Source organism: Dietzia sp. E1, from assembly GCF_014145015.1.
Lineage (GTDB): Bacteria > Actinomycetota > Actinomycetes > Mycobacteriales > Mycobacteriaceae > Dietzia > Dietzia cinnamea_A.
In genome coordinates, this window is the sequence record NZ_JAALDU010000501.1 from 1 (window position 1) to 3,409 (window position 3,409).

Annotated in this window: 4 protein-coding genes; all 4 read right to left on the reverse strand. The window is 72.7% G+C overall.

The window, feature by feature from the left end:
• Positions 1-658 (reverse strand): AAA family ATPase (locus tag G6030_RS14655; RefSeq protein WP_182643621.1); only part of this gene is annotated, 658 nt, incomplete at its 3' end.
• On the reverse strand, positions 655-1,842 hold the full coding sequence (locus G6030_RS14660) for a metallophosphoesterase (protein WP_182643622.1): 1,188 nt from the start codon (positions 1,840-1,842) through the stop codon (positions 655-657). The genes G6030_RS14660 and G6030_RS14655, both read right to left, overlap by 4 nt.
• Before the next feature lie 49 nt (positions 1,843-1,891).
• Positions 1,892-2,644 (reverse strand): hypothetical protein, encoded by a 753-nt coding sequence (locus tag G6030_RS14665; RefSeq protein ID WP_182643623.1) that lies wholly within the window; start codon positions 2,642-2,644, stop codon positions 1,892-1,894.
• Positions 2,641-3,409 (reverse strand): C-terminal helicase domain-containing protein (locus G6030_RS14670; RefSeq protein WP_182643624.1); only part of this gene is annotated, 769 nt, incomplete at its 5' end. The genes G6030_RS14670 and G6030_RS14665, both read right to left, overlap by 4 nt.

Genomic DNA, 3,409 nt, shown 5'->3' on the forward strand with positions numbered 1-3,409 from the left:
CGAGCTCGGCGTGGCGTGCCCGCGCCTCGGACAGGGCGGCGCGGGCCTCGGCGAGCCGCGTCTCCGAGCGCGCGAGCTCGCCGGTCGGCTCGCCCCGGCGGGCCGTCAGGTAGCGGTTGCGCTCCTCCGCGACGCGGTCCATCAGCGAGTCATCACCGGTGGGGTCCTCTCCGCCCGCGGCGGCGTCCAGGGCGCGGCGCAGAGAGCCCATCCCCTTGGCCGCGTCCACCTGACCCAACGGTTCGTCCTGCGCGATCCGCAGTGCCTTCCACAGCGACCGGTCCACCTGGCGGTCCAGCAGGTCGCGGACGTGATCGTGGGCGTCGTCACCGCTCAGCGCCGGGCGCGTGGAACCCGGGAACTCGAGTGACGTCCGCTTTCCGCGGACGAACTCCTTGCGGTACCGCATCCGCTGCCCGTCGACCGTGAACTCGGCCTCCACCACCACGGGCACGTCCCTGCCCACGGGGCTCGCGGCCTTGATCTCCGCGCGGCCGGACGACGCCTTGTGCTCGAGGAGCATCTCCAGGGCATCCATGAGGCTGGTCTTGCCGGATTCGTTGGGCCCCTCGATCACCAGGACACCGCGCGGTTCCAGCTCGACCTCCTCGCGGACCACCCCGCGGAAGTCCTCGAGCATGAGTCGGTGCAGGATCATCGCGTCTCTCCATCGACGAGTCGGTACAGCAGACTGAGGGCGTGGCCCGCGTCCTCGGCCTCGGCCCCGCCGGTCCCGGCCATCGCGACGAGGTCCGCGACCGCGCGGCCCGCGTACCCGTCGACCAGATCCGTGAAGTCCGTGTCCTCGGCCCGGACGACCAGATGGGTCCGGGACTGTCTCAGATAGGCGGCGGCGAACAGCGCGTCCCACGTCTCCAGCAGGTCGTCGATCCGCGCCCGGAGAGCGACCCCGACCGTGCCCGTGAGCCCGAGTTTGAGCACCGTCCGCGGCTTGTCGTCCATCGCCTCGATCCGCTCCGCCAGGGCGTCGAGATCGGCGTCCGTGTCGATCCGTGAGTCGACCGCGTGGAACGACCATCGTCCCGTCCGCAGCGGCGTGACCGTGCAGGCGCCCCGCTGCGACGAGGACGCGGCCCGGGAGAGTTCGACCAGCAGGGCGTGGCCCGAGTCGGTCTCCACATCGTCGAAGTCGGTGGTCTCCGGGCTGCCCGAGAACCAGATCCGCTCACCGGAGCCCACCCGGGTCACCGAATGCCGGTCGCCGAGCGCGACGTAGTCCAGCCGACCCGACCCGATGGCCTCCTCCAGGGAGGCGACCGCGATCGCCTCCACCGACGGCGAGTGACCGCCGTAGATCTCGTCCGTCCCCCCGTGGGCGACCAGGACACGCAGACCGTCCGTCGGCTCCAGGGAGTCCAACAACGCCGGCAGACGGGAGGGATCCGGCCGCTTGGACGTCCACGGGACGCCCACGACCTCGACGCCGGGCACGACCTCGACCGGTCCGGTGCCGTCGAGCACGACGACGCCGCCGCCCTCGACCGCCGGCGCGAAGTCCCTGCACCGGAACACCGACGACACGTCGAGCGGATCGTGGTTGCCGGGCAGCACCAGTACCGGCACGGGGAACGCCGCCAGGGCCTCGACCGCGCGCAGGACGACCGACCGCGGCACCGCGTTGTCCTCGAAGGCGTCGCCGGCCACCACGATGAACCGCGCCCCGTGGTCGGCCGCGAGCGTGCCGAGCGCCTCCACGGCGGCCAGCCGGTCGGCCGTGTAGACGGCCTGCGACTCGTCTCCGAGGAACCGCCGGGTCATGCCGAGCTGCCAGTCGGCGGAATGCAGGAATCGGATCGTCTCGCCGTCCCGTGGGGTGGTCATGGCCGCATCGTAGGACGCCGGTCCGACACGGCGGCCGACGCGGGCCCGCTCACCGCGGTCGGTACCTGCCGAACGCGTCGAGGAAGTCCTCCAGATCGGCCACGACGCGCAGCTGCTCGAGGGGGTCGTTCGTCGTCGCGGCGGCCAGTCTGCGGGTCACGGGCGCGTCCAGGAGGTCCTCGAGTCCGGCCGGCTCCGGGGACGGCACCGTCGGCAGGACCGGCTCGGTCCCCCACAGCGCCTCCTCGACGTCGACGGACACCTCGTCGTCGTCCCCTCCCCTCAGGACGGCGCCGAGGTGCTCGGCGCTCAGGCCCCGCAGCGCGAACATGACGTCCGGCCTGGCGTCCCACCACTCGACCATGATGTACGCGGCCGCCAACACGTGCAGGCACGGCCCGGGCTGGACGGCACACCGGCAGGAGTAGGCGGTGTCGCCGTGGACCGCCGGGAGGAGGAGGAACCCGACGGTGTCGGAGAAGTTCCCCGCGAGCGCGCCGAGCACGCCGCCCTCCTCGCGCCTCAGGGCGGTGCGGAGCGCGTCCGAGTCCGCGGCGTCGAGGGGGGCGAAGGTGAACTCGACGGTGAACGGCTCGGGTCGGCTGCCGTCGACGTCGCAGCGTACGGACCGGCCCGCGTGCTCCAGCGAGAGCACCTTGTCGGCGCGCGCGGCCTTCCGCGCGAGGTACGCCTCGCCGCGGGTGACCCCTGATTCGAGGTCGCTCGTCCACCGCCGGCTCCACATGTGCCCGCCGAATGCGCCGGCGCGCGCCCTCGCGCGGATGCCTCTGCCGCCGTTCATTCCTCGTCCCGTCCCTCGTCGGTGAGCTCCACCAGCGCGGCGAGATCGGCGTCGGCGAGCTCGGTCAGCGCGCCCGCGAGCGGGCCCAACGTCAGCTCGGCGAGGTCCCGCTTGGCCTCGAGTAGTTCGTCGATGCGGTCCTCGACCGTCCCCGGGGCGACGAGGGTGCGGACCTGGACCCGCCGCGTCTGACCGATCCGGTGCACGCGGTCGGTCGCCTGGTTCTCGACCGCCGGGTTCCACCACCGGTCCAGGTGCACGACGTGATTGGCCTCCGTCAGCGTCAGACCCGTCCCGCCCGCGCGTAGCGACGCCAGCATCACCGGCGGTCCCTGCGCGCCCTGGAACTCCTCGACCATCTGCGCCCGACCGGCCGCCGTGACGCCACCGTGGAGAAACGGCACCGAGCTCGCCGCCCGCCGCTCGAGCAGGGGCAGGATGAGGTCCCCGAACGCGCGGTACTGCGTGAACAGGAGGACCTTCTCGCCGGCGTCCAGGATCTCCGTGAGGACCTCGTCGAGTGCGGCGAGCTTTCCGGAGCGGTGGCGGCCACCGCGCAGGAGCGCGGACCCGTCCCCGAGGTAGTGGGCGGGGTGGTTGCACACCTGCTTGAGCGCGGTGAGCCCGGCGAGGATCGCCCCCTTGCGCGCCGTTCCCTCCGACTCCTTGACCTGCTCCATCATGTCCTCGACGACCGCCTGGTACAGGGTCGCCTGCTCGCGGGTCAGGGGCGCGTCCACCCGGATGTGCAGCTTGTCCGGCAGG

What these genes read in the sequence shown, in the direction of transcription:
- G6030_RS14665 (WP_182643623.1), bottom strand. Translation starts at nt 2,644, where the DNA reads ATGAACGGCGGCAGAGGCATCCGCGCGAGGGCGCGCGCCGGCGCATTC.
- G6030_RS14660 (WP_182643622.1), bottom strand. Translation starts at nt 1,842, where the DNA reads ATGACCACCCCACGGGACGGCGAGACGATCCGATTCCTGCATTCCGCC.